Origin of the sequence: Microbispora sp. NPDC049125, from assembly GCF_040802045.1 — a bacterium.
Classification (GTDB): domain Bacteria; phylum Actinomycetota; class Actinomycetes; order Streptosporangiales; family Streptosporangiaceae; genus Microbispora.
In genome coordinates, this window is the sequence record NZ_JBEZDW010000047.1 from 1 (window position 1) to 24,924 (window position 24,924).

Annotated in this window: 22 protein-coding genes, 1 pseudogene and 1 riboswitch; of the genes and pseudogenes, 14 read left to right on the top strand and 9 right to left on the bottom strand. The window is 69.7% G+C overall.

Features of this window, described 5'->3' with window-relative positions:
- The 4 genes and pseudogenes from AB0B72_RS35300 to AB0B72_RS35315 form a co-directional block, all read left to right on the top strand.
- A pseudogene (locus AB0B72_RS35300) lies at positions 1–169 on the top strand (IS5/IS1182 family transposase); the annotation flags it as partial.
- A gap of 368 nt (positions 170–537) precedes the next feature.
- Positions 538–1,419, top strand: coding sequence for an alkaline phosphatase family protein (locus AB0B72_RS35305; protein ID WP_367743818.1), 882 nt, complete (start codon positions 538–540; stop codon positions 1,417–1,419).
- A 2-nt stretch (positions 1,420–1,421) separates the two neighbouring features.
- The gene (locus AB0B72_RS35310) at positions 1,422–2,741 is read left to right on the top strand and encodes an MFS transporter (protein ID WP_367743819.1); all 1,320 of its coding nucleotides are present in this window, start codon (positions 1,422–1,424) and stop codon (positions 2,739–2,741) included.
- Positions 2,742–2,746: 5 nt separating this feature from the next.
- The gene (locus tag AB0B72_RS35315; RefSeq protein ID WP_367743880.1) at positions 2,747–3,763 is read left to right on the top strand and encodes a TolB family protein; all 1,017 of its coding nucleotides are present in this window, start codon (positions 2,747–2,749) and stop codon (positions 3,761–3,763) included.
- Between the two features lie 65 nt (positions 3,764–3,828).
- Here the strand turns inward: AB0B72_RS35315 and AB0B72_RS35320 are convergent, their stop codons facing one another.
- Positions 3,829–4,224, bottom strand: a complete 396-nt coding sequence (locus tag AB0B72_RS35320) for a MerR family transcriptional regulator (protein ID WP_367743820.1) — start codon at positions 4,222–4,224, stop codon at positions 3,829–3,831.
- 56 nt (positions 4,225–4,280) lie between these two features.
- On the opposite strand from AB0B72_RS35320, the gene AB0B72_RS35325 reads away from it, so the two are divergent.
- Positions 4,281–5,219, top strand: coding sequence for an SDR family NAD(P)-dependent oxidoreductase (locus AB0B72_RS35325; RefSeq protein WP_367743821.1), 939 nt, complete (start codon positions 4,281–4,283; stop codon positions 5,217–5,219).
- Between the two features lie 100 nt (positions 5,220–5,319).
- Here the strand turns inward: AB0B72_RS35325 and AB0B72_RS35330 are convergent, their stop codons facing one another.
- The gene (locus AB0B72_RS35330) at positions 5,320–5,886 is read right to left on the bottom strand and encodes a hypothetical protein (protein ID WP_367743822.1); all 567 of its coding nucleotides are present in this window, start codon (positions 5,884–5,886) and stop codon (positions 5,320–5,322) included.
- Positions 5,887–6,708: 822 nt separating this feature from the next.
- Here AB0B72_RS35330 and AB0B72_RS35335 point away from each other — a divergent pair.
- Entirely contained in the window at positions 6,709–7,821 is a 1,113-nt protein-coding gene (locus tag AB0B72_RS35335) for a winged helix DNA-binding domain-containing protein (protein ID WP_367743823.1), read from the top strand.
- A gap of 104 nt (positions 7,822–7,925) precedes the next feature.
- Here the strand turns inward: AB0B72_RS35335 and AB0B72_RS35340 are convergent, their stop codons facing one another.
- The 3 genes from AB0B72_RS35340 to AB0B72_RS35350 all read right to left on the bottom strand — a co-directional run bounded on the left by AB0B72_RS35340 (position 7,926) and on the right by AB0B72_RS35350 (position 10,859).
- Positions 7,926–8,345 carry a C40 family peptidase gene (locus tag AB0B72_RS35340; protein WP_367743824.1) on the bottom strand — a complete coding sequence of 140 codons (420 nt, stop codon included), beginning with the start codon at positions 8,343–8,345 and terminating at the stop codon, positions 7,926–7,928.
- Positions 8,346–8,571: 226 nt separating this feature from the next.
- A riboswitch (cyclic di-AMP (ydaO/yuaA leader) is annotated at positions 8,572–8,729 on the bottom strand.
- A gap of 431 nt (positions 8,730–9,160) precedes the next feature.
- Positions 9,161–9,889, bottom strand: a complete 729-nt coding sequence (locus tag AB0B72_RS35345) for a glyoxalase (RefSeq protein WP_367743826.1) — start codon at positions 9,887–9,889, stop codon at positions 9,161–9,163.
- 109 nt (positions 9,890–9,998) lie between these two features.
- Positions 9,999–10,859, bottom strand: a complete 861-nt coding sequence (locus AB0B72_RS35350; RefSeq protein WP_367743827.1) for an alpha/beta fold hydrolase — start codon at positions 10,857–10,859, stop codon at positions 9,999–10,001.
- A gap of 97 nt (positions 10,860–10,956) precedes the next feature.
- Here AB0B72_RS35350 and AB0B72_RS35355 point away from each other — a divergent pair, with 97 nt between their 5' ends.
- The 3 genes from AB0B72_RS35355 (at position 10,957) to AB0B72_RS35365 (ending at position 13,216) form a co-directional block, all read left to right on the top strand.
- Positions 10,957–11,481, top strand: coding sequence for a MarR family winged helix-turn-helix transcriptional regulator (locus tag AB0B72_RS35355; protein WP_367743828.1), 525 nt, complete (start codon positions 10,957–10,959; stop codon positions 11,479–11,481).
- Between the two features lie 144 nt (positions 11,482–11,625).
- Positions 11,626–12,387: a GNAT family N-acetyltransferase gene (locus AB0B72_RS35360; protein ID WP_367743829.1), complete on the top strand. Its 762-nt coding sequence runs from the start codon at positions 11,626–11,628 to the stop codon at positions 12,385–12,387.
- A gap of 97 nt (positions 12,388–12,484) precedes the next feature.
- Complete coding sequence (locus AB0B72_RS35365; RefSeq protein WP_367743830.1) at positions 12,485–13,216, top strand: hypothetical protein; 732 nt, start codon at positions 12,485–12,487, stop codon at positions 13,214–13,216.
- Positions 13,217–13,312: 96 nt separating this feature from the next.
- Here the strand turns inward: AB0B72_RS35365 and AB0B72_RS35370 are convergent, their stop codons facing one another.
- Both AB0B72_RS35370 and AB0B72_RS35375 read right to left on the bottom strand, forming a co-directional pair.
- On the bottom strand, positions 13,313–14,128 hold the full coding sequence (locus tag AB0B72_RS35370; protein WP_367743831.1) for a cyclopropane-fatty-acyl-phospholipid synthase family protein: 816 nt from the start codon (positions 14,126–14,128) through the stop codon (positions 13,313–13,315).
- Positions 14,129–14,206: 78 nt separating this feature from the next.
- On the bottom strand, positions 14,207–15,307 hold the full coding sequence (locus AB0B72_RS35375; protein ID WP_367743832.1) for a hypothetical protein: 1,101 nt from the start codon (positions 15,305–15,307) through the stop codon (positions 14,207–14,209).
- Positions 15,308–15,617: 310 nt separating this feature from the next.
- On the opposite strand from AB0B72_RS35375, the gene AB0B72_RS35380 reads away from it, so the two are divergent.
- The 5 genes from AB0B72_RS35380 to AB0B72_RS35400 are packed head-to-tail and all read left to right on the top strand — an operon-like array spanning position 15,618 to position 20,168.
- On the top strand, positions 15,618–16,526 hold the full coding sequence (locus AB0B72_RS35380) for an ABC transporter ATP-binding protein (protein ID WP_367743833.1): 909 nt from the start codon (positions 15,618–15,620) through the stop codon (positions 16,524–16,526).
- Positions 16,527–16,539: 13 nt separating this feature from the next.
- On the top strand, positions 16,540–17,244 hold the full coding sequence (locus AB0B72_RS35385; RefSeq protein WP_367743835.1) for an ABC transporter permease: 705 nt from the start codon (positions 16,540–16,542) through the stop codon (positions 17,242–17,244).
- Between the two features lie 3 nt (positions 17,245–17,247).
- The gene (locus AB0B72_RS35390) at positions 17,248–18,423 is read left to right on the top strand and encodes a sensor histidine kinase (protein WP_367743836.1); all 1,176 of its coding nucleotides are present in this window, start codon (positions 17,248–17,250) and stop codon (positions 18,421–18,423) included.
- Positions 18,416–19,057 (top strand): response regulator, encoded by a 642-nt coding sequence (locus AB0B72_RS35395; protein WP_367743837.1) that lies wholly within the window; start codon positions 18,416–18,418, stop codon positions 19,055–19,057. Before AB0B72_RS35390 ends, AB0B72_RS35395 begins: the two co-directional genes overlap by 8 nt.
- A gap of 25 nt (positions 19,058–19,082) precedes the next feature.
- Positions 19,083–20,168, top strand: coding sequence for a transglycosylase SLT domain-containing protein (locus AB0B72_RS35400; protein ID WP_367743838.1), 1,086 nt, complete (start codon positions 19,083–19,085; stop codon positions 20,166–20,168).
- Positions 20,169–20,261: 93 nt separating this feature from the next.
- On the opposite strand, the gene AB0B72_RS35405 is transcribed toward AB0B72_RS35400, so the two are convergent.
- Both AB0B72_RS35405 and AB0B72_RS35410 read right to left on the bottom strand, forming a co-directional pair.
- A complete protein-coding gene (locus AB0B72_RS35405) occupies positions 20,262–23,786 on the bottom strand; it encodes a S8 family serine peptidase (protein WP_367743839.1) in 3,525 nt (1,174 codons plus the stop codon).
- A 476-nt stretch (positions 23,787–24,262) separates the two neighbouring features.
- Positions 24,263–24,805: a hypothetical protein gene (locus AB0B72_RS35410; RefSeq protein WP_367743840.1), complete on the bottom strand. Its 543-nt coding sequence runs from the start codon at positions 24,803–24,805 to the stop codon at positions 24,263–24,265.
- Positions 24,806–24,924 lie beyond the last annotated feature (119 nt).

Below are 24,924 nucleotides of genomic sequence, written 5' to 3' on the forward strand. Positions count from 1 at the left end.
CCATGATCCAGATCTCTACAAGCAGCGCAACACGGCGGAACGCTGCATCAATCGGATCAAGGAATGGCGCGGGCTGGCCTTCCGCTTCGACAAGACCCCCGAAAGCTACCTCGCCGGTCTTCATCTACGCGGAGCCGTCTTGTGGATCCGAAGCCTTCAACCCGTCTAAAGATCCGAAGTCCGTACAGGCCCTAGGACGTCTTGACGATGTCCCATCGGGTGGTCTCCTTGACCCCGCTATTGGCTGCACCCCTGATCCTGTCCATGGACAGAAGGAGTGCGAAGGAAGGCAGCGTATGCAGCGAGGGGAGGAGCCGAGGCGGAGCGAGGCGTAGGCCCTGAGCAGCTCGGGCATGATCGGATCGGCATCCGCTCTCCCGGAGGCCCGTCGCGTGCCGGCAGGACAGGGGCGTGGGGACCACACGCACTGTTACAGCGGCGTTCACCTGATCTATCCGAGATCTATCCAGGCCGGTCGATCAGGGAGATCTACTCTGACGTCGCTTCTCAACCCCCTGAAAAAGGACAGTCATGGTCGTGTCCGCTGCAAGAGCACGCTCCCGCAGGACCCTCCTCGCCATCGCCTCCGCCCTCGGCGTGACCACCGCGCTCGGCCTTGTCGCCGGGGCCGGGGCGAGCTCGGCCGCCACGCTTCCCGCGCCCGCCCACGTCGTCGTCGTGGTCCTCGAGAACCACGCCTACTCCCAGATCATCGGCAGCTCCGGCGCGCCGTACATCAACTCGCTGCGCACCGGCGGCGCGAACCTCACGCAGTTCTACGGTGAGACGCACCCCAGCCAGCCCAACTACTACGCGATGTTCTCCGGCAAGACCCAGGGCATCACCGACGACAGTTGCGTGAAGATCGGCTTCAGCTCCGCCGCCAACCTCGGCTCGGAGCTGATCGCGGCCGGCAAGACGTGGGCCAGCTACAACGAGGGCCTCCCCAGCCAGGGCTCGACCGTCTGCAGCAACAGCTCCAACAAGTACGCCCAGAAGCACAACCCCTGGTTCGGGTTCAGCAACGTGCCGACGTCCACGGCGTACACGTTCGCCCAGTTCCCGACCGACTACACAAAGCTGCCGAAGGTCTCCTTCGTGGTCCCCAACCTCTGCAACGACATGCACGACTGCTCGGTCTCGACCGGCGACACGTGGCTGAAGAACAAGCTCGGCGCCTACGCCACCTGGGCGAAGTCCAACAACAGCCTCCTCATCGTGACCTTCGACGAGGACAACCGCCTCAGCGGCAACCGCATCGCCACCGTCGTGTACGGCGCGCACGTGACGCCGGGCAGCAGCTCCGGCACCACCTACAACCACTACAACCTGCTCCGGACCCTGGAGGACATGGCCGGCCTGACGGCCCACGCGGGCAACGCCGCCTCCGCCGCGGACATCACCGGAATCTGGAGCTGAGCTTGTACCTGGCTGAACGCGGCCCGGCACCCGCCACCCCACCGGCCGGCACGCGCCAGGAACGGGCCGACCGGGCCGCTCAGCCGGGCCGGGCCCTGCGGGCCATCCCCGGCACCGTCCTCGCGCTAGGGACGGTCAGTCTCATCACGGACATCTCGTCGGAGATGGTGACCGCCGTGCTGCCGCTGTACGTGGTGGCCGGGCTGGGGCTCAGCCCGCTCGGGTTCGGGTTGCTCGACGGCGTCTACAACGGTGTCAGCGGGCTGGTGCGCCTGTTCGGCGGCCACATCGCCGACCGGGGACGGCGCCACAAGACGGTCGCGACGATCGGTTACGGCCTGTCGGCCCTGTGCAAGCCGCTGCTGCTCCTCGCCCACACGCTGCCGCTGATCGGCGCGGTGCTGGCCGTCGACAGAACGGGAAAGGGCATCAGGACCGCGCCCCGCGACGCGTTGATCTCGCTCGCCGCGCCTCCGGAGATCAGGGGGCGGGCCTTCGGCGTGCACCGCGCCATGGACACTGGCGGGGCGCTGCTCGGTCCGCTTGCCGCGTTCCTCGTGCTGGGCGCCGCCGCCGACGGGTACGACGCCGTCTTCACCGTGAGCTTCTGCGTCGCCGTGCTGGGCGTCCTGGCCCTCCTGCTGTTCGTTCCCGGAGGCCGTCCCCAGGTGGAGCGGGGCGGAAGCGACGCTCCTCTGGTCACGGTGCGGTCGGCTGTGGCGCTGCTGCGGCGGCCGGACCTGCGGCGGCTGACCGTCTGCGCGACGCTGCTCGGCCTGACGACGGTGAGCGACGCCTTCGTCTACCTCCTGCTGCAGCACCGGCTCGGGATCGCCGAGCGCTGGTTCCCGCTGCTGCCGCTCGGCACCGCCGCCGGATTCCTCCTCCTCGCCCTGCCGCTGGGCGCGCTGGCCGACCGCGTCGGTCGCCGGCGGGTGTTCCTCGGCGGGCACGTCGCCCTGCTCGCGGCATACGGCCTGCTGCTCGCGCCGTTCCACGCCGACGGCCTCGCGTTCATCGTGCTCGCGCTGCATGGGACGTTCTACGCCGCGACCGACGGCGTGCTTCCCGCCGCCGCGGCCGGGGCCATCCCCGACGACCTCCGTGCGAGTGGGCTCGCCCTGATCGGAAGCGGGCAGGCCCTCGCCCGCTTCTGCTGCTCCCTCGCCGTCGGGGCGGCGTGGACTGTGATCGGCGACCGGGCGACGCTCGCCGTCGCCGCGGGGGGCCTCGTCCTGTCCGCCGGCTGGGCCGCGTACGCGCTGCGCGGGCAGGGGCGTGGACGCGAGGGCCTGCCGGACGCCGGCCAGGAGGCCCGGTGACCACGATGACCTCCCGCACGCGCCTGATCGTCCTGCTGGCCGCCGTGGCGGTGCTGGGCTGCGTCGGGTTCGCGTCGGTGCTGCACGCCTCCAAGCGAGCCGGGGAGCGTGACCGGTCGCAGCCGGGCGGCCCGTCGATCGCTCAGGGAACGGTCACTCTCGACGGCGGTAAGCAGATGATCTTCCGCAACATGGCCTGGGGGCCGTATCGGGACGATCTGGTCTCCGTCTCCGTCACCGACCCCGGTGGGGCGCGCACCGCCGCGCCGGTGCGCTGCCTGCGGTTCTACGCCGCGGCCGGCACCGGGGTCTGCCTCGGCAAGGTGGACGGCGCCCTGGGGGAGAGCTACTACGCCGCGATCCTCGACAGCCGGTTGCGCACGCTGCGCGAGTATCCGGTCGCAGGCATCCCCTCGCGGGCGCGGGTCGCGCCGTCCGGCCACCTGGCCGCCTGGACGGTCTTCGTCGGCGGGGACTCCTACGCGGGGAGTCAGTTCTCCACGCGGACCTCCATCCTCGACCTCCGGACCTGGACGCTTACGCCCAGCCTGGAGACGTACACGATCGTCAAGGACGGCAGGCCCTACCATGCGGCCGACATGAACTTCTGGGGCGTCACCTTCGCCGACGACGAGCATTTCTACGCGACCATGGCCACGAAGGGCCAGACCCACCTCGTCCGCGGCGACGTCGCCGCACGCACGATGACCACGGTGCGGCCGAACGTCGAATGCCCGTCGCTGGCACCCGACGGGACCCGCCTCGTGTTCAAGAAGCGCGTTCCCGGCCTCAGCCCGGACGCCCCGTGGCGGCTGTACGCGCTGGACCTGCGGACCATGCGGGAGACGCCGCTGGCCGAGTCGCGCAGCGTCGACGACCAGGTGGTCTGGGCGGACGACGGCACCGTGCTGTACGGCCTGGCCGGCGACTTCGGAGACGACCTGTGGTCGGTGCCCGCCGACGGGACCGGCAGGCCGGTGAGGGTGGCCGTCGCCGCGCTCAATCCGGCGTTCGCCGGCTGACGGCGGCAGCTCCTGCTTCCGTGGCTGGAACGGCTACCGCGGCACCGGCGCCTGGTGCGTCGCCGTTACCAGGGATCTCCAGAAGCGCCGGCGGCGAGGTGCCGCCGGTATGCGGCCACCTTGTCGTTGACGAGGTCGAGACAGGCGTGCAACTGTGCGAGCTGTTCCGCGATGCGGTCCTGGTGCTCGCACAGGAGTTCAAGCCGTTCCGCCTCGTTCCCGCTGCCCTTCCGGACGAGCTCGGCCAGCCGGCTGATCGTCGCCAGAGGCATGCCGGAGGCGCGGAACTTCACGCAGTTGCCCAGCCACTCGACATCCCATTCGCTGTACAGTCGCCGGCCCTTCTCGTCACGCCGCACCTCGCCGGCCAGCAACCCCTCACGCTCATACAGCCGCAGGGTGTGCACGCTCAACCCGGTACGGCGCGCCACCTCGCCGATGCTCATACCCGTGGTTCCCATCTTTCCGATCATAGGCGGTTGACCTAGACCTCGGTCTAGCATCTAGCCTCCCCGGCATGACGGATCACACGACCACCGGCGACTTCGGTGCCGCGAGCACCGCCGATGACGTTCTGGCCGGCGCCGATCTTGGCGGCAGGACCGTGGTCGTCACGGGCGGTTACTCGGGTGTTGGGCTGGCGGCGACCCGTGCGCTCGCCAGGGCCGGCGCGCGGATCGTCGTGCCGGCCCGGCGGCCGGATGTGGCGCGGCGGGAGCTCGCCGACGTGGAAGGGGCCGAGGTCGAGTGGCTTGACCTCGCTGACCTCGGCTCCGTACGGATGTTCGCGGAGCGGTTCCGCCGCGACCACAGGGCCCTCGACATCCTGATCGCCAACGCCGCGATCATGGCCTGTCCGGAGACGCGGGTGGGGCCGGGCTGGGAGGCGCAGTTCGCCGTCAACCACCTGGGCCACTACGCGCTGACGAGCCTGCTGTGGCCCGCTCTGACGGCCGCCGGAAGGGCCCGGGTCGTCTCGGTCTCCTCCGGGTACGACCAGAACTGGGGCATTCGCTGGGACGACGTGTCATTCGAGCGCGGCTATGACAAGTGGGCCGCTTATGGTCAGTCCAAGCTCGCGAACATTCTGTTCGCCCGCCACCTCGACAAGGTCGGAAGAATGCGCGGGGTTCACGCCTTCTCGGTTTATCCCGGCTGGATCCGCACTCCTCTGCAGCGGCACCTCACGGCCGGCGAAATGGTCGCCGCCGGCTGGATCGACGCCGACGGCAACCCGGCTCCCGGTTTGTTCAGAACAGCCGAGCAGGGGGCGGCGTCCCTGGTCTGGGCCGCGACCTCACCCCTGCTCGACGAGCACGGCGGTGACTACTGCGCCGACTGCCGTATCTCGCCGAACGGCCCGCCGGACAGCGACGAGGCGGCCCGCCTGTGGGCGCTCTCGGCCCGTCTCACCGGCCTGGACGTCGCCGCTCCTGATTCGCGGCGAAACAGTTGATCTTCACCGGCGGCCCTTCGGCCTCAGGTCTGGTGCGCCGCGTACAGCCGGGGTCGTCGCCGGCGGCGAACGCCGCCGCGACGCCCTATCGGCCGGTCGATCAGTAGGCGCACTGCACCACGACGTCGTCGAGGTCGATTTCCGCGGCGTGCCAGTACGGGTTCCGCTGCACGACGGCGAACCGCAGCACGACGTCGGAGCGTTGCGCCGTCCAGCTCACCGTCTGCTGCTCCCAGCCGTGGACCCAGTCCTGGGTGATGGACTTCAGCGCGATGTACGTCCACGTGTCCGGGTCGATCACCTCAAGGTTGAACTGGGCCATCTCGCCCCACAGGTCCGTCCAGACGCCGGCGGTGCATCGTGCCCCCGGATGGACGCTCACCGGCGTGAGGTTGATGGTCCGCCCGAGCGCGCACCAGTCGCCCTTTGTGAAGGCCGACATGGCGGCCATGCCGCTCCCCGTACGCGGCGTGTTGGACGCGGCGCTGAACACGGGGCCGCTGCATCCCCCGTTCGCGGTGAACGTCCATCTGGACGCCGGATTCGTCGACGGCTCGAATCCGTCGGTGAGCTGCCAGACCCCTGCGGACGCGGGCCCCGCCGGCACGAGAACCGCCCCGACGGCGATGACCACCGCCATCAACGCACGCGATAATGCTGAACGCATGTGTGAACTCCCACGTCTCGACCCCGAAACCAAAGGAAATGCGGTCCGCGTCGAGAGGGCGCCACTCGCGACGACACCGTCATTATGGCCGCTGCCGCGAGATTTGTTGACCCTGGATTTTCTTTCTCGCGAGCCAGGGGCGCACCCTTATCGAAACACCTCGGAGGGCCCGGGAATCGACGATTTCCACGCAGTCACGGCACGATTCGGGAAGGTCTTCCGCGTCCGGATCAACATCGGACGAGTGCCACTACGGGCGGACCGCGGACCACCGTGTTCGGTGACGACGCCTACCCGGATCTGTGGCAGAAGGCGGCGGCCGTCGCCTTCCTGGAGGACAACGGGGAGGTCCTGGAGTATCGGGACGTGGACGCGGCCGAAAGGCTGGTCATCGCCGTGACGACGGGAGAGATGGAAGACATCCCCGACCTGGCGCGGCGAAGCCGGACACGACGCGTCGCACGGCCGCCTTGTCCGGCGTCGTGGCCGCGAACCCCGGGTCCGCTGACAGCACCACCAGCCCGGCGGCCGCCGCAAGGGCCGGCCACCGTCTCCTGCTCTTCCTCACAACGCGCTCCCGTCGTCTCGTTGACGACGGCAACGCTAGGTACCGCGTCCTACTGTCACAGGACCCGAAGGACACGGCTCACCCCTGACTTTGGTCAGGCCTTCCCGAGTGCCTGCGCCGCTCGGCGCCCGGCCGGCGGCGGTGGGTCGCAGGGCCGAACTCGGGTTCGTTCCGGATTGCCGGATTTCCGGTCAGGAAGTGGCCGGACGCCTCTCTAGCGTGGGATGTCGAAGCGCCGAGAAAGGGAGCAGGCAATGAGCGTCCACGGTACGGCTCGCGTGAGCAGGCTCTCGCGGCGTGCACTCAACCGGGCACTGCTGCACCGGCAGTTCCTGGCGGAGCGCACGGGCCGCACTCCCCTTGAAGTGATCACACACTTGGTCGCGATGCAGGCGCAGGAGCCCAACTGGCCGTATGTAGGACTGTGGAGCAGGATCGCCGGGTTCGAGCACGGCCATCTGCACACGCTGCTGGAGAAGCGGGCAGTGGTCCGCTCGGCCCTGCTGCGCGGCACCCAGCACCTGACCGCGGCCGACGACTTTCGCCGGCTGCGGCCGGTGCTGCAACCGGTTTTCGACCGTACGGCCCGCGCGTCGCACTTCGCCCGAGCGGGCGCGGGTATCGACACCGATTCGCTGATCGCGGCCGGGGCGGAGATCCTGGCCGTCGGCACGCTGCCCCGGCGGGAGTTGGGCAGGCTGCTGGCGTCGCGTTACCCCGGCCGCGACGGGAGGGTCCTGGCAGGGGAGGTGGAGCTCAGGACCCCACTGGTCCACACGCCCGAGACCGGAGCATGGGGCGGCTGGGGCACCAGGAGCGCCGTCTCGGTGACCCGCGCCGAGGAATGGCTCGGCGCCTCCATGGAACCCGCCCCCGCCGAGGATCTCGTACGCCGCTACCTGGCGGCGTTCGGGCCCGCGGGGGTCATGGATGTGCAGGCGTGGTCGGGACTGACCCGGCTGCGCGAGGTGATTCACGAGATGCGCGGTGAGCTGCGCGAGTATCGTGACACCGAGGGAAGGGAACTTTTCGATCTGGCGTCCTCACAGGAGTTGCCCGATCCTGACACGCCTGTACCTGTGCGGTTCCTGCCCGCCTACGACAACGTGTTGCTCGGTCACGCCGACCGGGCCCGGGTGATCGGCGACGCCGACCGCAAGCGGGTGATGCCGGGCAGAGCGGTGGTGCTGCCGACCTTCCTCGTGGACGGATTCGTCCACGGCACCTGGTCACTCAAGGGCGTGTGTCTGCACATCGCTCCTTTCCGGTCACTGCCGGCGGCCGGCGTGCGCGCGGTGATGGAGGAGGCCGAACGCATGCTGCCGTTCGTGGGAGCGAGCGAGCTGTCTTACGGCGAAGCCCCATAGCGGCACCGGGCTCCACGTCGCCGGCCGGCGCGCACCTGGTCGTCCCTCGGCGGAGACGCCCTGACACGCGTCAGGACATCTCCGCCGAGGATGTCCGCCCAGGATCAGACTCCGGGGCGCACGGCGGTGACGAAGCTGCTCCTCCAGTAGCCCTTGAATCTGTCGATGCTGACCACCGCGCCGGAATGGGGGGCGGCGATCACCCTCTTGTGTCCCAGGTACATGCCCACGTGGCCGCCGCCGTTGGTGAAGATGAGGTCGCCAGGCTTGAGGTGCGCCAGGGAGACCTTCTTCCTCACCGCGTTGAGCATGGACCACGTCGTGCGCGGGAGCCTGACGCCGGCCTTGCGCCAGGCGAACTGGACCAGCCCGGAGCAGTCGAACGCCCGTGGCCCCGTGGCACCCCACACATAGGGATCGCCGAGGTGTCTTTTCGCCACGGTGATGGCGCGCTGGGCCTTCTCCTGCTGGAGGGCGGACTTGGTGAGCTTCTTGTCCGCGGAGGCCTCCTCCGTGGGTGCCATGGGAGCCGCGCCGATGTACGGGACGGCCCCGGCAACGGGAGGTGGTGCGACGGGCTGGAGTGGGATGACCGTCAGGGCCGGGGGTGGGGCTGTCACCGTCCCGGAAGCGGCGGCCGCGGGCAGTGCGCTGAAGGCCCCTACGGAGGCGGTGAGCGCGACGCTACTCAAAGTGACGCAGGCAGCGCGGAGCAGAGTGGTGGAGTTGGCAGACAGGGGGAACTCTCCTAGGGTCTTCCGCTTGCGCCTACCGGGTTAGCTGACGGATTCGGGCGGGGAAGTCGCCCTACGGCGCATGGCGCGCCGATTCACCCCAGACCTTCGTCGAAGGTCGCTGGTTCCCCGGTTCCGTGCCTCCTTGCTGCACGGATTCGGCAGGTCACCGACGCTCCAGGGGGGCGGAGAGGGCAGAGCGGCGGTGACAGTTGGATGTTGGCTTTCGAACGCGGCCTGGCCGGGTTCGCAATGGCGGTGCCACGGTGACGCCGCCGTAGGGCAAGGAAACTACCAAGCAGTCCCATATTGCCGCAAAGGGGACAAAAGGCATAAAGATCGCATAAAGCGGATCAAAAACATGAAACCGCAGGTCAGGGTGCCTGTAGTCGGCGAATGTGATGCGCGTCACAGGGGGCGGTTCGGCGTCCGGCGGGCCTGCCGGCGTCTACTGGATCTCCGCCTTGGTCCTGGCGTACGCGGTGATCGCGGCCTTCTATGTCCACCGAGCTCGTACTTATGGGGTGGGCGCCCGCATCCTGCCGTATGTCGGCGCCTCGCTGAGCTGCGCAGGGACCGATTGCCGTGAGTGGCGCCTCCCCCTTTCAGGGAAGCCACTCCTGAAGTCCCTCCAGATGCCCGAGCTCCGACTCGATGCGCTGCCTGTCGCTGGAGGTGAGTTCCAGACCGCGCAGATCGGAGATCCACGGATCGGTCGGCTCGCCGAGGACCATGGCCAGGTCGATGAGGTGGCACAGACCGATGGCCCGCTCGACCGCGAGGGCATCCGCGCCATGCCTGCGCACCCCGGATTTGAGCGCGCGGAAAGCCTGCAGGTCGTCGAGTTTGAACTCGCGCAGAATCCGGGCGTTGTCGAGCGCCTTGGCCAGGCCTGTCAGCTTCTTCGAGCCGCCGTACTCCAGGTCGGCCGGCTCGTCACGCTGGATGAATATGATCGAGTTCCCGGACGGGTCGATCAGCGTGAACCGGGACGCGCCCGTCCGGTAGCGGGTGATCCGCGGCAGGCCTGAGCTCAGCACCTTGCCGTAAACCCGGCGCATCGCCGCGACGATCGCCGCGTGATACGGCGCCACGGCGTCGACCATGACCAGGCAGCCTCCGGACTCCTCCCGGGCCGGATCCAGCCCTTTGGGCGCCGGGCCGAAGTGCAGTTGGAATCCGCTCCATCGCAGCGCCAGATACACATAGGGCTTGCTCTGCCTGTAGGTCGCCTCGAACCCCAGCGCTTCGTAGAACGCCAAGGTCTCCTCCACCGACGCGCACGGCATCAGCGGCACCGTCGTCTCGTTCGGCCGGACCGCAATCTCACTCACGGCATCCCACCTTCCAAGTCGTCCGGCGATGCTCGCACCCCGCGGCGAACCCCGCACATGGATCGTGCCAACCCCATGGGGGCACGGCTTGTGCCGGCGGGCGCCGTCTTCAGGCCGCGGTCCTGCCGAGAAAGCCGGCGATGCGAGCGTTGATCTCGGCGGCCTCGTGCCATGGCATCGCGTGATGGGACACACCCGGTATCACCGCGATCTCCGCGTGCGGCATGACGCGCCTGACGGCGGATGCGACGCGATGAGGGACGTGAGCCCTGCTGCGTCCGGCGAGGAGCACCAGAGCCGGCGTCGGGAGCGCACGCAACAGGTCTGGCCTCGGACGTTTCCCGGTGACGACTCTCGCGCCGGGGAACTGCGCGGCCAGCTCGTACAGCCGCAGCCAAGCCGGGTCGGCATGAGCGCCGTCGGTCTCCCACCTCAGGAAAGCTCGCGCGCGCGAGGGGGTCGGCGTGATGAGGGTCGGCAGCGCGCGCAGCAGATACCCGGCCCGGAACCCCGCGAAGCACTGCGTCGGATCGAGGAGCACGAGCTGCCGGACCCGCTGGGGCGCATGGACGCCGTACGTCAGGGCGATCCATCCACCGTAGGAGTGACCGCAGACGGCGGCGCTCCCGAGCCCGAGCCCGTCGAGCACCCCGTCCAGCCAGCCGAGTAAGTCGCGGACGGTCCGGGGAGGCCGCTCTCCCCGGACGCTCCGTCCAGGCTCGCCGATGCGGTCCACGGCGTACAACCGATGCCGGCGCGCGAGCTCGGCGGCGTTGGCGAACCACGTCGCCGCCGTGGTGCCACCGCCGTGCAGCAGGATCAACGGCGGACCGTCCGCGGGCCCGCACACGTTCACCCGCGTCGTGCCGTACGCCGACGGCAGGTCGACCGTCTCGACCTGGACCGGCCAGCGCTCCAGGACCGCGTCGTAGGCCGCGAGGAAGGCCGTGCTGTATCCGCCGTCAGCCATGGTTCACCCCCGTAATCTCTCGCTCAGCAAGTATCTCGCCCAGCGAGATAAATTGATACTATGGGAGCGAGGCGCGTGAGGAAAGGCGGCGGACGACGTGGACGAGCAGGACACCGGGATGAAGGTGGTGCACCTGCTGAGGGCCATCACCGTGGAGCTCGATCGAATCGGCGAGAGGTTCGCCGGCCTGCACGCTCTTCATCCAACCGATGTGCGTGCGCTCATCTGCCTCCTGGACGCCGCCCGCGCGGGCCTGCCGGCCACCCCCGGAATGCTGGGGGCGCGACTCGGCCTCAACTCGGCGGGCACGACAGCGGTGATCGACCGGCTGGAGAGACTCGGCCATGTGCGCCGTGAGCGCGACAGCGGCGACCGCCGGCGTGTGTTGCTGACGGTCGAAGAGAGCGCCGTCGCGCTCGGATGGAGCTTCTTCGGGCCGCTCATCCACGAGATCGTCACGATCATGGGGCGCTTCGACGAGGCGGACCAGGCGATCATCGAGCGCTTCCTCAACGACGTCCACGAGGCCGTCGCCCAGGGGCCGGCCGGCCCGGAGGAGCGCCCGCACCCGGCCGCGAGCGCCTCCGTCGTTCACGTTCATCCGGAATCCCCTCCCGTTTGATCGGGAGGCATCGACAGCGGTTGGCGCGAGGTCGCCGAGCCCCTCCCTGAACGGGTGCGTGAGAGGTCACCTGAGCAGCGGGCAGTATCGTCCCTCTTCAGCGAGGTGCGAGTCGCCCGCTATGGGGGAACGGGGGAGACGGCCATGCACATCACCGCTGATCGGATGGCGGCGGCGTACTTCGACGCCGTCAAGGTCCTCTGCGGGGTGACGCCGATGGGCTGGTACGCCGAGCGGGGCACCGCCCGCGCGGCGGTGACCCACGCGAGAGCCGCGTCGTTGAACGTGGCCTACGACACGGCTCCGGAGCCGGATCTCGGATCGCTCGACGAGATGGCGGCCGAGGTCGGCAGGCGGGTCGCGCCATGGTCGATCATGGTGCGTGGCGAGGCGGGCGACGAGGTCGCCGGCCTCGCGGCCCGGCACGGGCTGGTCGAACGCGAGGAGTTGTCGTTGCTGGCCTGCGCCGCGGGCGACATCGTGTTCCGGGGCGACGCGGTCCAGCGGAAGCTGGTGCGTCAGGTCGGCGCGGCGGCGAGCGACCTCTACACCGAGGTTCTCACCCAGGGCTTTGAAGCTCCCGAAGGTGCCTTCGGCTCGTTGATGGGCGGTGGTGTGCTCGACGCCGACGCCATCACCGGGTATCTGGCCGAGGAGTCCGGCCGGCCCGCCGGCACCGGGCTCGGGATGCGGACCTCCGGTGTGGTCGGCGTGTTCAACATCGCCGTCGTTCCGGCCGTACGGGGTCGTGGGTTGGGCCGGGCGATCACCGAGACCGTGCTGCTGGACGCCGTCGCGGCCGGAGCCGAGGCGGCCTACCTGCACACCAGCGCGATGGGCCGGCCGCTCTACGAGTCGATGGGCTTTCGCCTCGTGGAGAAGTGGACGGCCTTCGAAGCACGGTGACGGACGCCGCCGGTGCTCACCGATCTCGATAGAGGCGGGGTCGCCGCTTCAAAGCGGCGGACCTACCCGACCGTGCCACATCTGTAGGAGAGGATCCATGAACTTCAGTGAGACCGTGCGCTCGGCCTTCCGGCGTGGTGAGAGCGACGTCGTGGTGCGCATGAGCGAGGCCGAGATCGAGCGGGCCCGGGCGGTCGGCGACCCGGCGGGCGAGGTGGAGGCCCGGTACAGCCTGGCCCGGGTCGCCATCCGCGACGGTGACCTGCCGGGTGGGGAGGCCCAGGCCCAGGAGGCGCTCGCGGTCGCACTGCGCTCCGGTGACCGCAGCCTTGAGGAACGGCCGAGGCACGTGCTGGCCGCCGTGGCGCGCATGTCGGGCGACCTGCTCCACGCTCGGGATCTGTACCGGGAGAGCATCGCCCTCAACGAGGCGCTCGGCCGCCCCGAGACGGTCAACTCCGAGTATCACAACCTCGCGTTCTGCGAGCTGGGCCTGGGCGATCTCGACGTGGCGAGGACGCTGTTCGCCGAGGGCCGTGAGCGGGTCTTCGGCAACGGCTGGGCCGGCTTCGTGCCGTACGTCTGCGTGGCGGGCGCCGCGCTCTCCTCGGCCGAGGGTGATCACGCGCGGGCGGCGCGGCTGACCGGAGTCGCGGATGCCGCGTTCGCGTCGCTCGGCCAGGTGCCGGATCCCGACGACGCGGCCGACCTCGCCAAGGTTCGCGCCGCCGCCGTCGAGGCGCTCGGCCCGGCCGCCTTCCAGGAGGAGTACGCCCGAGGCCGGCTCCTCGACCCGCGCGCGGCATTCGCCGACGATCGACGGCGATAGACACCGACGCGACAGCCTGCCGACTGGCCGGGAGACCCTCGCGTCCGGCGATGACGCCTGTCCGGACCGGAGGGAGTAGGTGGCGGCCCCCACGCTTCACGGTGACGCGGGAAGGGCCTGGTCGCCGGGGTCCGTGTCGATGGAGTCCGTGTCGTCGGCAGGGGCCGTTCTGTCTGCCCGCTGGAGGAGCAGGGTGACGAAGCCGAGGATCCCGCGGTAGCCGTGCAGCCACATGTCGCGGTGCTCCAGGGCGGCCGCGCGGACCGCGTCGGCGTCCGGCCCGGGGTTCTCATTGGCCCAGCGCAGAAGCGTCCCCGTCCAGGACCATTCGTACTCGTCCCATTCCGACAGATCGCTGGTGTACGCGTAGACCGTGTCGAACCCGGCGGACTCGGCTGCGGCGACGGTGCCCGGCAGGTCGAGGTACTCCGACGGCTCGGCCCCCAGCAGGGTGAGCGCCTCCGGCGTCGGCTCCCGCTCCCAGAACCCCTCGCCGATCAATGCCAGCCCGTTCGGCCGCAGGTAGCGCCGTACGCGGTCGACGGTGGGGCCGAGGCCGCCGAACGCGTGCGTGGCCCCGACGCAGAGGACCAGGTCGTATCGCTCGGCCACAGGGAAGTCGGCGGCCGGCCGTTCATGCAGCCGGATGCGCTCCCAGGCCCCCTGCGTCTCCGCGTACCCCTCGGCCGCCTTGAGCGCGTCGGCCGAGATGTCGACGCCGTCGGCGGTCGCGTCCTCGTAGAGCGCCAGCGCACGCAGCGTCCAGGCGGCCTCTCCGCAGCCGAGATCGAGGATCCTCGCCCCCTCGGGCAGCCGGGCCCGGCGCAGCAGCCGGGTCACGTGCGCGCCGGAGACCGGGGCGGCGATGGGATGATCACGATGAGCGAGATGGCTGATGAACTGGCGATCCATGGAACCGATTGTCCCGTCTCCCATGGACCGCGCCGGTCGTCGAGCGCGGACCGGCGCGGCGGTCCCTCGATCGGTTGGTCACCGTGTGCGCCAGAACGTGCCGTTGGCCGAGGGGTCGTCGGGGTCGCCCTGCGGCACGGTGAAGCCCGCGCCCCACACCGTCGCCGTCCCGGGCCTGCGCGCGATCGAGGACAGGACGGCGTCCGTGCCAGCCTTCCGGGGGAGCGGGGTGCTCTTCCACGTCGAGCCCGTGACGTTCCACAGCGTGGCGTTCCAGCCGCCCTGCACGACCCACACGCCGCCCTTGCCGTCGGGCTCCACCTCTGTGTACGGCTGGGCGTTGGCGTCGCCGATCGAGGCGGTCCACGAACGGCCGTTCCAGCGCATCACCAGGGTGCGGTTGAAGGTCACATCGTCGCCCTCGTCGTTGGCGCCTTCCCACGTGACGCCGCCGACGGCCCACACGTTCTTCGGGCCAAGCACGGCGATGTCCTGGACGGCCGCCTCGGCGTCGCGGGCGGGGAGGGTGAGCTTGGGCGTGGACAGGAGCTTCCAGGACCTGCCGTTCCACCGCATGACCGCGGGACGGCTGCCCTTGGCCCCCGCCGCCCAGACCTCACCGGCCTTGTACGCGTCGACGGCGGCGGCGTGGGCCGGCAGCGCGACGCTCTTCCAGGAGGACCCGTTCCAGTGCCTCGCCGAGGCGGAGGACTGGGCGACCGCCCAGATGTCCTTCGCGGCCGTCCCGTCGGCGTCCGTCGCGAAGAATCCGCTGCCCAGCGACTTGGTGGTCCACGCGTGGCCGTTCCACCGCGCGGCCCTGCCCCCGCCGAAGACCCACACGTTGTTGCCCGAGGTGGCCGTCACGGCCGTCAGCTCGTACGGCGGACTGTTCGGGATCACCTTCCACGACCCGCCGGTGAACGACTGGACCAGGCCCCGCTGCTTTCCGTCCACGACCCGGTGACCGGCCGCCCACACCGACCCGTTTCCGAGGACCGTCACATCGCCCAGAACGTCGTCCCGGGGGAGCGTGTTCACCCTGACCAGCTTCCACGCCGGCGCGGCCTCCTCGGCCCGGTGGCTCTCGTGCTGAACGGCGCCGGATGCCGGCGCAGCCGGCACGCACGCCAGCCCGAGCATCGCCACCCCGGAGATTGAGACGAATACGGTGCGCATGATGCCTCCCTTTCGTTCACTGGTACGACGCGTGCTGGAGAACATTCGTTCACGGAAAGACGGGTTCGGTGTCTCCCTCCGGAGGGCCGCGACGATGTGCGCGGCCCCTGTGCGCGGCCACTGTGCGCGGGTCGACGCCCGCCGATGCACCCATAGCGCTCGGATCCACTCGACGCCGGCCGGTGCGCCTGGCACGCCGGTGTCTGTGCGTGCATCAACCGATCGGCTGGTTTTCCGGCCAGCCTCATCCGGGGAAGATCGTGGCCGGCAGGCCGATTCCCCGCAGGCGCAGGCGAAAGATGCTTGTGCCATGGCAGTCATCGAAGTCACCGACCTCCGCAAGAGGTACGCGGATCTGACCGTTCTCGACGGGGTGTCCTTCTCCGTGGAGGAAGGCGAGATCTTCGGCATTCTCGGGCCCAACGGCACCGGCAAGACCACAACCGTGGAGTGTGTGGAGGGGCTGCGGCAGCCCGACGGCGGATCGATCAGGGTGCTCGGGCTGGACCCGGCCAAGGATGGGCGCGAGCTGCGCGAGCAGATCGGGGTGCAGCTCCAGCACACGCAGTTGCCGGAGAACATCAAGGTCTGGGAGGCGCTCGACCTCTATGCCTCCTTCTACGCCGGCCCGCGCGACTGGCGACAACTCCTGGACGAGTGGGGGCTGGGCGACAAGCGCGATGTCCGCTTCGGGAAGTTGTCCGGTGGTCAGAAGCAGCGGCTGTTCATCGCGCTGGCACTGGTGGGCAAGCCGCGGGTGGCCTTTCTCGACGAGCTCACCACCGGGCTTGACCCGCAGGCTCGCCGTACCACCTGGGAGCTGATCAAGCGGGTCCGCGCGAGTGGCGTGACGGTGGTCCTGGTCAGCCATTTCATGGACGAGGTGGAGGAGCTCTGCGACCGGGTCGCCGTCTTCGACCACGGCACAATCGTCGCGATCGACACTCCGGCCGGGCTGATCGACGGGATCGACGCCGAGCACCAGATGAGGTTCACGCTGATGAGCGGGGACCTGGTCGAGCTGGGTGAGCTGCCCGGGGTGACCACGGTGAGCAGGGACGGAAACCGGGTGGTCGTCACAGGAAAGGGTGATTTCGCCACGGTTGTCGTCGCGCAGCTCGCCCGGCATCACATCCTGGTCGGTGATCTGCGGATCGACAAGCGCACTCTCGACGACGCGTTCCTCGCTCTCACCGGCCGCTCGTTCACTTCCAGCTGACGGAGACCACACCATGACCGCGCTTGCCAAACTCACCTCTGTAGAACTGAAGCTGCTCGTCAGGGAGCCCGGGTCGGTGTTCACGGTCCTCATCCCGCTGTTCATCCTGGTGGTCTTCGGAAGCTCCATCGAGCCGGGTGACACCGTGCTCCTGCCGATGGCGCTGGCGATCGCCGTAGGGCTCGTGGGGCTGTACATGCTGCCCACCACCCTGGCCACCTACCGGGAAAGGGGCATATTGCGCAGGCTCTCGACCACGCCTCTACGTCCGGTGAACATGCTGGTGGTGCAGCTGATCCTCCAGTCGGTCCTCGTGGTGGTCACCTGTGGCCTGCTGCTGGCCGTCGCGGGCACCGTACTGGGCGCTCACCTGCCCTCCCGGGGGTTGCTGATCGCGGTGACCCTCCTGCTGGGCACGGCCGCGATGTTCGCCATCGGGCTGCTCATCGCGGCCCTGGCGCGGAACGGGCGGGCGGCCAACGGGGTGGGTGTCCTGCTGTACTTCCCGATGGCCTTCCTCGCCGGGCTGATGCAGCCGGCGGATCAAATGCCGGTTATCTTGGCCCGCGTCGGCGAATACACCCCTCTGGGTGCTTTCCGGCAGAGCTTGCAGGACGTCTGGGCGGGTGGCGTCCCTGATCCGCTGCCGCTGGCGGTCATGGCCGTGTACGCGCTGGTCGTCAGCATCGCCGCCGCCAGGTTCTTCCGCTGGGAGTGAGATATGACCGGGCAGCTCGACCGGCGGGAAAGGCTTCTGGAGCGCCAGATGGCGGCTGTGCCGTACGTCCTGCTGGCGATCTCCGCGGTGCTCTCCCTCCTCGGGGATGGGCGCTCGTGGCTGACGGTCGCGCTGGCCGCGCCGGCCGCCGCCTGGATGTGGCTGGTGCCGCGAGGCGCGGTCTACGTGGCGGGGCTCGTGGTTCTCATCGGGGTGCTCTGCACGCAGGGAGTATGGTTCGCCAGTTTCTTCGGCTTCACCGGATACCTCCACTCGTGGCAGTACCTGAAAGGCAAGTGGCGGTTCGCCGGGGTCGCCGCCACGGCGGCGATCAGCGTCGCCGCCTACGGCGGCGGGCCGCCCGACCGCACCCCGTCCGCGATCTTCGCGTACCTCTTCTTCACCGCCGCCATCGTCGCCGGGGTCAGCCTGTTCAGCTTCGTCGGCGAGATCACGGCCGAGCGCAGCGCTGAACGGAAACAGATGGTGGCGCGGCTGGAGAAGGCGATGAGGGAGAACGCCGGCCTCCACGCTCAGCTGCTGGTGCAGGCGAGAGAGGCGGGTGTGCTCGACGAGCGGCAGCGCATGGCGGCGGAGATCCACGACACCCTCGCCCAAGGCCTGACCGGCATCATCACCCAGCTCCAGGCGGCACAGCAGGCCGAGGAGTGGCGGCGTCACGTGGACAATGCCGTACGGCTGGCGCGGGAGAGCCTCGCCGAGGCGCGGCGCTCGGTGCACGCGGTCGGGCCCGGCCAGTTGGAGGCGGCGCCGCTGCCTGAGGCGCTGCGGGAGGTCGTGGGCCGATGGGGTGAGATCAACGGGGTGCGTGCTGATTTCACCACCACTGGTACGGTCCGGCCCATGCACCCCGAGGTGGAGGAGACATTGCTCCGCACGACACAGGAGGCCCTTGCCAACACGGCCAAGCACGCCGGTGCATCCCGAGTCGGCGTGACCGTGTCGTACATGGAGGATGTGGTCACTTTGGACGTGCGCGACGACGGCGCCGGATTCGATCCCGAGCGCGTCCGGGGCGGCGGTGGTTTCGGCCTGACGTCGATGCGCAAGCGCGTCAGCCGTCTGGCGGGCACCTTGGAGATCGAGTCGGAGCCCGGCGGCGGCACCGCGATCTCCGCGAGCGTGCCCGCCGTCGCATGGGAGGGCGGACGTGTCTGAGGTGCCCATCCGGTTGCTGATAGCCGACGATCACCCCATCGTCCGCGACGGCATCCGCGGCATGTTCGCCGGCGCTCCGGACTTCGTGGTGCTCGGTGAAGCCGGAGACGGCGCACAGGCGGTCGAGCTCGCACGGGCGCTGAACCCGGACGTGATCCTCATGGACCTCCGCATGCCGAGGATGGACGGCGTCACGGCGATCAAGGAGCTCGCCAGGCTGGAGATCACGGCACGCGTGCTGGTCCTCACCACCTACGACACCGACAAGGACGTCCTGCCCGCCATCGAAGCCGGGGCCACCGGCTATCTCCTCAAGGACACCCAGCGCGACGATCTCATCCGGGCCGTCCGTACGGCGGCGCGGGGCGAAGCCGTCCTTTCGCCCTCGGTCGCCACCCGCCTCCTGGGGCAGGTGCGTGCTCCAGCCGACCCGCTGAGCGCGCGGGAGCTTGAGGTCCTGGACCTCATCGCTCAGGGCACCACCAACCGCGAAGTGGCCGCACGCCTGTTCATCAGCGAGGCCACGGTGAAGAGTCACCTGCTGCACATCTACACGAAACTCGGCGTCAACGACCGCGCGGCCGCCGTCGCCGTCGCCTTCCGGCGCGGGCTGCTCGACGTGGAGAACGACTGACCCGCTGGGCATACGGTGGGGACCGATGGACGAGAAGCACACGGAGATCGCGCGGCCATGGAGCCGTCACCGGCGCAGCGGGGGGACGCCCGGGCATGTCCCGGCCGGTCGGCCACAGGCCGGGCTCATCGGCCTGTCACGCGGCAGGCGGCTGGTCGCCTCGCTCGTCGGCCTGGCCGTCCTGGCGTCTGGCTGCGCCGGCTCGCAGGGCGCCGGCTCGCAGGGTGCCGCCTCGCAAGGCGCGGGCTCACAGGATGCCGCCTCGCCGGCCGCGTCCCGCCAGGCGGCGACGCGGCCGGATTCCGGGCAGCCGGCGAAGGACTCCTCAGGTCAGGCCCCCGTCCTGCCCGCTCCGGACGCCGCGATCCCCACCGATCCGTCGCGCCTGGCCGATTCGCTGGCCGGCACCGTGGCGGACCTTCGGCGCGCCACGGACGACTGGACGCGCGATGGAGACCCCGCCGGAGGACAGGCTCCCGAGCCCGTGGTGCTGCTGGCCCTGCGCGAGCAGCGCGTCTACAGGTATCTGGCCCGCGAGCCGAAGGTCGCGTCCCGCACGTACGCCAGGCTGCCGAAGACCCTGGCCGCGCGGGCGAAGGACAACGTGACAGCCATCCGCAACCTGCTCTCCCTCGCCCGGCCGATCAAGGGGGCGGCCAGGTTCCGCGTCCAGGCGCCGAAACCGGCCGGCGTGCTGCTCGGCGACCTCCGGAGGGCCGAGCGCCGGTTCGGCGTCGAGTGGGAGGTGCTCGCTGCGGTGATGTTCGTCGAGACGAAGTTCGGCCGGGTGAGGTCGCCGAGCTACACGGGCGCCAAGGGCCCCATGCAGTTCATGCCGGGGACGTGGAAGGCGTACGGCATGGGCGGCGACATCCAGGACACCGGGGACGCGCTGCTCGCGGCGGCCAACTACCTGCACGCGACCGGAGCGCCGCGCGACTACCGGCGCGCGCTGTACGCCTACAACCACTCCCAGGCGTACGTCGACGCGGTGCTGCTGCACGCGCGGCAGATGAAGCAGGACATCAGGAACTACTACGACTACTACAACTGGCAGGTGTACGTCATCACGACCCGTGGCGATCGGCGTCTCACCGGGCCGGGCCTGTGACGGCGAGGGCGGCTGCGGTCTCCGGGACGGCCCGCCCCACTGGGCGGGGCGGGCCGATTTCAGGCGGTGGCCGATTTCACTGAGTGAGCGCGGCTACTGAGCGGCCTTGTCGGGACGCTCGGTGATGCGGATGGCGTTGACGATGGCGTCGCCGGTCCGCGGGGTGAACCTCACGTCGAGCCGCCCGTCGGTGACCTTCACCGTGTACTGGCGGCTGACCGCGGTGTTCTGCCCGGCCGTCTTGGCGACGTCCAGCGTCTGGACCAGGAGCCGGCCTTCGGCGCTGACGTCGAAGACCCGCTTGCCCGGCGCCTTGTGCCGGGTCTCGGCGAAGCCCAGCTCGATGGTGTAGACGCCGTCGGGCACGTTGTCGAACCGGTACTCGCGCATGCCCTCGCGGGCGCTCCGGTAGAGCGCCTGCTCGGTGGTGCCCGCGACCGGCTCGGTGGACGTGCTCGCCTGGCTGTCGCCGCCCATGTAGCCGTAGCCGCCGGGGGTGAACTTGCGGTCGGCCGCCCAGGTGTCGCCGGCCGCGTCGACCACCTTCTTGGTGCCACCGGCCTCGACGGCGACCTGGAGCTTGGGCACCACGACGGACACGGTGATCGGGAACTCCGGGTTGCGGCCGCTCGCCGAGCGCACGATCATCGTGCCGGTGCGGACGGTGCCGGCCCGGACACCCGCGCTGGACGCGGTGACCTCGAGCGTCACGGACTTGCCCGCCGCGATCTGCCCGCCGGCCGGAGCCACGCTCAGCCAGCTCTGGCCGGGGACGGCCTCGACGGTGTACGTCGTGTCGTCCCCGAGGTTGGACAGGACGACCGTGGCCTTCCTCGTGGAGGACGCCGGCATCACGAGCGTGACCTCGCCGGTCGACGCCGTCACCCGTCCGGTGGCCAGTGCGGTGTCGAGCGTGTTGCGCGCACCGGCCGTGATGGTGACCTCCTTGGTGGTGGTGCCGTAGTGGTCCGCCGAGACCTCCACTGTGTAGTCGCCGGCGAGGACCTGCCCGGAGAAGGTGCCGTCGGCGCCGGTGGTGAGGGCGGCCACGTCGCCCACCTTCACCGTCGCGCCCGCCAGGGGCTCGCCGTCGTTGGCGTCGGTGACGGTGCCGGTCACCAGCCCGTGTCCCCGGGCGGCGAAGGCCAGGCTCTGGCCGTCGGCGATGGCGGCGGTGTTGAAGGAGTACTGCAGCGCGGTCGTGCCGTCGGCGTTCTCGATGCCGACCGTGGCGCCCGTGCCCGCCTCGTGGGCGGTGTCGATCCCCCGGTAGCGGTATCCGATGGAGCCGTCCTCGCCGAGCAGCGCCTCGAACGAGAAGTGCTCGTCGGTGTTGTAGAACTGCACGTTGCGCCATTCGACGACGAAGGTGCGGTTCGGCGCGGTCCCGACGGTGGCGGTGTAGACCCCGCTTCCGTCCCAGATCGCCAGGTCGTCCCAGTACGGATAGATGCCCGCGTTGGGATCGTCGCCCGTGGGCAGGGCCTCGTTGCTCGCGAATCCGTAGTGGTTGGCGCCGAAGCTCATGAACCCGTTGGTGGCGATCGACCCGGTGGTGTAGGACGAGCCGTAGAACGGGAAGGCGAACGGCAGTGTGATCATCTGGGACTCGTCGTCGCCGGAGAGCGGCTGGAGGGTGGTGCCCTCGACGTACGGCTCGGTGCCGCTCCTGCAGGTGTAGCCGAAGGAGTCGGTGTGGCTCACCAGCTCGATGTCGTTGGTCATGTCACCGCCCACCGTGACGGGCACGGTGGCGTCCTGCGTGCACAGCGAGGACGCCGTGACGTTCAGGTCGTAGGTCTGGTGGGGCAGCTGAAGCCGGTACCGGCCCTGGGCGTCGGTCACCGCGCGAGCCGGCGTGCCCGCCGCGCTCACCGTGGCGCCCGCCTCGGGCAGGCCCACGGTGGTGACCGTTCCCGACACTGTGCTCATGGCCTGCGCCGTCAAGGACAGGTCCTTGGTGGCCGTCTGGCCGGTGGTGACGGTGACGGTCGCGGTGGCGTCGTCGTAGGCGAACTTCTTGACGGTGATCTGGTAGTCGCCGTTCAGCAGGCGGGGCAGCGAGTACGACCCGTCCTGCGCGGTGGGCACCGTCCGGTCCAGCGGGCCGGTGATCCTGACGGTCGCGCCGGCCAGCGGTGAGCCGCCCGAGGTGACCGTTCCGGTCAACGTTCCGAGCTCACCGGCGGGGGTCGCCTTGACCGCGGCGTAGGCGTCCAGCATGCCCTCGCCCCAGACGTAGTTGTCCGCGGCGGTGCCGCCGCAGCCCGTGTCGTCGACGTCGGCCGCGGTCCCGTCGAGCAGCGCCCGCGTGTTCTCGACGTCGTTCTTGAGGTACGGGGACGCCGACCACATCAGCGCCACGGTCGCGGCGACGTGGGGGCTGGCCATCGAGGTGCCCGATTTGAGGGCGTACCCGTTGCCGGGCACCGATGAGCGGATGTCGACGCCGGGCGCCGCGATGTTCGGCTTGATCTCACCGTTCTCGCCGGCGCCGCCCGAGGAGAACGGCGCGATGTGGCCGCTGGAGTCGAACGCTCCGGCGCTGTAGCTGGCGACGTACCCGCCGGGAGTGCCGGTGGTGTCGCACCCCGGGCCCGCGTTCCCGTTCGAGAAGGCGGGGAAGATGCCCGCGGCGACCCACGCCTCGACCATGTCCTTGTACCAGAGGTCGATGCCCGTGCCGCCCCACGAGTTGTTGATGATGTCGGGCGCGAGGTCGGTGCGCGGGTTCTGGCCGTTCAGGTCGGTGGGCGCGAGGAGCCACTGCCCGGCGGCCAGCAGCGCGTAGTCCGGGCACCCGCTGGGGTCGCATCCCTTCGCCGTGATCCATTTGGCTCCGGGAGCGACGCCGATGGTGTTGGCCCCGCCGTCCCCGCCGACCATGGTGCCCATGGTGTGGGTGCCGTGGCCGCGGTCGTCGCACGGCGCGCCGGCCGGGCATGCGCCGGTGCCGTCGAACCAGTTGTAGTTGTGGTCGACGCCGCCGCCGGGCTTAGTGCCGCGATAGTGGCTGATCAGCGCGGGGTGGTCCCACTGGACGCCGGTGTCGATGCTGGCGACGACGATGCCCTCGCCGTGGTCGCCGAGCTCGTCCCACACCTTGGGGGCGTTGATGCGGTCGACGTTCCACTCGACCGAGTCGACCGTCGCCTCGGCCTTGCCCGGCGCCGGGTCCGGCAGCTGGACGACCTTGGACGGCTCGATCCGCTCCACCTCGGGAAGCTTGGCGATCTCGGCCGCCAGCTTGGCGTCGCCGGTCACCTTGACCGTGTTGACGATCCAGAACGAGGTGAAGTCGGCGTGCGCGGCCTTGAGAAGCTTGCGCAGATTCGCCTGGGAAGATGCCGCGGTCTCCGTCTTCAGCCGGTAGACCTGCTTGCCCTTCTCGGTCTTGGTCTTCGCCGCACGTGCCGTGCGCAGGTCGGCGTCGTCCTTCAGGCGTACGAAGAAGGTCGCCTTGTCGTCCTTGGAGAGGTCGGCCTGGACCACGCGATCCACCTTGTCGGATCCGGGGTCGGCCTGCGTGGCGCTGTACGCCACGCCTTGGGGGATGAGCAAAGCCAGGGCGGCGGTGGTCCCGATCAGGGCCACCAGCCGTCGGGGGGATGTGAACACACGATCTCCTTCACGGGCAGGAGAGTGCCCGCGGGGTGCAGCAAAGCGGACGCAAAGGATCTTTGCGAAGTACGGGGAGAATCATGGAGGAACCCTGCTTCAAGGCGCAATAGCGGCACAAACGATGTCAAAAGAATTAACATTCGACCGTGCGGGGTCCCTCACCTGCACATGAGCTCGTCCGCCGCGTACGGGCGAGGGGGAGCCGGAGCGCGAGCGTGCCCCGCGGCCGGAGGGCGTCCTCCCCGTGGAGGGTGCCGTTGTGGGTGCCGGGGATGGGCAAGGGGTGATGGACGCCGGCGGTGGGTGCAGGCGATGTCAGGCCGGGGCTGGCGCCTCTGCGGCGGCGGCAGGCGTCGACCCGGGCGAAGCGTTCGGAGACGCGTTCGCGCCGGACGTCCAGAGCGCCGGACGTCCAGGGCGCCGGACGTCCAGGGCGCCGGACGTCTAGAGCGCCGGGGCGCGCTCCCTCGTGACTACGCCCATGTCTCGAACACGGTTATCGACGCGTCGATGCTGCAGCCTTTGGGAAATGCCCGGTATTTGACGTTTCCGGCGCCGTCTGGAGACTGGCGGAGAATTGCGTCGCTGCACTCCTTGGACGCCCGGACGAGGGTCAGCGAATAGAGCTTTCCGCGGTCTCCGGGATCGCCGATGGGTGCGTCATGGAATGACCACGGGCCGTTCTCCGTCACGACGGGGCCCTCGCCTGCTCGATAGTAGTAACCGTCATATGGGTCGAAGTCGAACAGCCAGCCGTACTCGTCGCCGAGGCCGCACGCCGTTCCTGTGAGACGTATGCCGTCGGGCCCGGAGATCTTCTGCCCCGGCCGCGTCTTGATCTTTATCTTGGGGTGGCAGTCGGATGGTGGCGAACCGGTGACCTGGGAAGGAGTGGGGCGGGATGGCTCATCGCTGGACGTGAGGGCCGCACTGATCGCGGCGGCCGCGACGACGCCCCCCGCGCCGATCACGGCCACGACAATGGCGACAAATCCACTTCTATCCGTCTTTGTCATAACTGATTCTCCTGCGCTCGGCGGCTGAATCTCGAAGGCTGAATCTCGATGGCTGAATATGGCCTCGAATTCAGGATGTTCAGGCGCCGTCGCCGGATGGCCGGAGGTATCGATCGTTA

Bases quoted from the DNA above. Each gene is read 5' to 3' on its own strand.
- AB0B72_RS35315 (WP_367743880.1), top strand. From the start codon at position 2,747: ATGACCTCCCGCACGCGCCTGATCGTCCTGCTGGCCGCCGTGGCGGTG.
- AB0B72_RS35320 (WP_367743820.1), bottom strand. From the start codon at position 4,224: ATGGGAACCACGGGTATGAGCATCGGCGAGGTGGCGCGCCGTACCGGG.
- AB0B72_RS35325 (WP_367743821.1), top strand. From the start codon at position 4,281: ATGACGGATCACACGACCACCGGCGACTTCGGTGCCGCGAGCACCGCC.
- AB0B72_RS35330 (WP_367743822.1), bottom strand. From the start codon at position 5,886: ATGCGTTCAGCATTATCGCGTGCGTTGATGGCGGTGGTCATCGCCGTC.
- AB0B72_RS35335 (WP_367743823.1), top strand. From the start codon at position 6,709: ATGAGCGTCCACGGTACGGCTCGCGTGAGCAGGCTCTCGCGGCGTGCA.
- AB0B72_RS35340 (WP_367743824.1), bottom strand. From the start codon at position 8,345: ATGGCACCCACGGAGGAGGCCTCCGCGGACAAGAAGCTCACCAAGTCC.
- AB0B72_RS35350 (WP_367743827.1), bottom strand. From the start codon at position 10,859: ATGGCTGACGGCGGATACAGCACGGCCTTCCTCGCGGCCTACGACGCG.
- AB0B72_RS35360 (WP_367743829.1), top strand. From the start codon at position 11,626: ATGCACATCACCGCTGATCGGATGGCGGCGGCGTACTTCGACGCCGTC.
- AB0B72_RS35365 (WP_367743830.1), top strand. From the start codon at position 12,485: ATGAACTTCAGTGAGACCGTGCGCTCGGCCTTCCGGCGTGGTGAGAGC.
- AB0B72_RS35370 (WP_367743831.1), bottom strand. From the start codon at position 14,128: ATGGATCGCCAGTTCATCAGCCATCTCGCTCATCGTGATCATCCCATC.
- AB0B72_RS35375 (WP_367743832.1), bottom strand. From the start codon at position 15,307: ATGCGCACCGTATTCGTCTCAATCTCCGGGGTGGCGATGCTCGGGCTG.
- AB0B72_RS35380 (WP_367743833.1), top strand. From the start codon at position 15,618: ATGGCAGTCATCGAAGTCACCGACCTCCGCAAGAGGTACGCGGATCTG.
- AB0B72_RS35385 (WP_367743835.1), top strand. From the start codon at position 16,540: ATGACCGCGCTTGCCAAACTCACCTCTGTAGAACTGAAGCTGCTCGTC.
- AB0B72_RS35390 (WP_367743836.1), top strand. From the start codon at position 17,248: ATGACCGGGCAGCTCGACCGGCGGGAAAGGCTTCTGGAGCGCCAGATG.
- AB0B72_RS35400 (WP_367743838.1), top strand. From the start codon at position 19,083: ATGGACGAGAAGCACACGGAGATCGCGCGGCCATGGAGCCGTCACCGG.
- AB0B72_RS35410 (WP_367743840.1), bottom strand. From the start codon at position 24,805: ATGACAAAGACGGATAGAAGTGGATTTGTCGCCATTGTCGTGGCCGTG.